Raw genomic sequence first — 1,203 nt, 5'->3', positions numbered from 1 at the left:
TCAGGGTTCCATCCCAGTCGAACACGATCAGGTCGAAGCGTTGCCTGGCCATTGATTTCCTCATGGGCGCCTTAGTCGCGGGCGCGCTGGTTACGTGCTTGCTGCAGGAAGGTTTCGCACTCCGGCGGCATGGGTGCAACGACAGTGATGATTTCACCACTTACCGGATGTGTAAAGGTCAGGCTATGCGCGTGCAGGAACATGCGCTTGAGCCCGGGATTGGCACCGCTGCGGGCCAGCGCCTTGTTCAGGGCGAAATCGCCGTATTTTTCGTCGCCGAGGATAGGGAAGCCGGAATGCGCCAGGTGGACCCGGATCTGGTGCGTCCGCCCCGTCTTCAGCTCGGCCTCGAGCAGGGTGAAGCCCGGCATGACTTCAAGCCGGTTGAACACGGTATGCGAGGCAATCCCGTCGTCCTGCACGCGTACCCGGCGCTCTCCCTCGGCGGTGGTGTATTTAAATAGTGGCAGCTTCACGTGCTGCCGGGCATTCTCGAAGTGCCCTGCCACGCACGCGAAGTATCGCTTGTCCAGCGCGCTGCCGCGCATCTGTTCATGGAGGTTGACCAGCGCCGAGCGCTTCTTCGCCAGCACCAGCAGGCCGGAGGTCTCGCGATCGAGGCGGTGCACGAGTTCAAGGAACTTGGCCTGCGGGCGCGCCCGCCGCAACTGCTCGATCACGCCAAACGCCACGCCGGACCCGCCGTGCACGGCCACGCCGGCAGGCTTGTTGATCACCAGCAGGTAATCATCCTCGAAGACAACCGGGAAACTGGCCGGCGGCACGAATTTGCCGCCATCAGGTGCCGGAGTCGCGACCCGCATGGGCGGAATCCGCACGACATCGCCAAGCTGCAGGCGATAAGTCGCATCGACCCGCCCCTTGTTGACCCGCACTTCCCCCGACCTCAGGATGCGGTAGACATGACTCTTCGGCACCCCTTTCGAGAGCTTCAGCAGGAAGTTGTCGATCCGCTGGCCATCGGCCTCGTCGCCGATTGTTACGTACGCCACCTGGGGCCCGGCCGCGGCGGGCCGCACCTCTTTTTCAATTTGATGGCGTAACTCATTCATTTTCAATATAATTTCCTCGCTGTTCCGGCCAAAGACCGGCAGCGCAAGTCAGGTGTAGGCGATTCGTCGTATTTTACACTTCGGGTTGCCGCCAGCCCTGCCAGCCTCCGGCTTCTTTGCGTACAACGCG

Annotated in this window: 1 protein-coding gene; it reads right to left on the bottom strand. The window is 62.0% G+C overall.

Going from position 1 to position 1,203, the window contains the following annotated elements:
- Window positions 1-71 precede the first annotated feature (71 nt).
- Window positions 72-1,073 carry an RluA family pseudouridine synthase gene (locus AC1DKD_RS41385; RefSeq protein ID WP_441629792.1) on the bottom strand — a complete coding sequence of 334 codons (1,002 nt, stop codon included), beginning with the start codon at window positions 1,071-1,073 and terminating at the stop codon, window positions 72-74.
- Window positions 1,074-1,203 lie beyond the last annotated feature (130 nt).

Source organism: Cupriavidus sp. 05T313 (assembly GCF_056396665.1).
The sequence above is the reverse complement of the archived record's forward strand: the minus strand, read 5'-3'. Positions and strand labels throughout refer to the sequence as shown.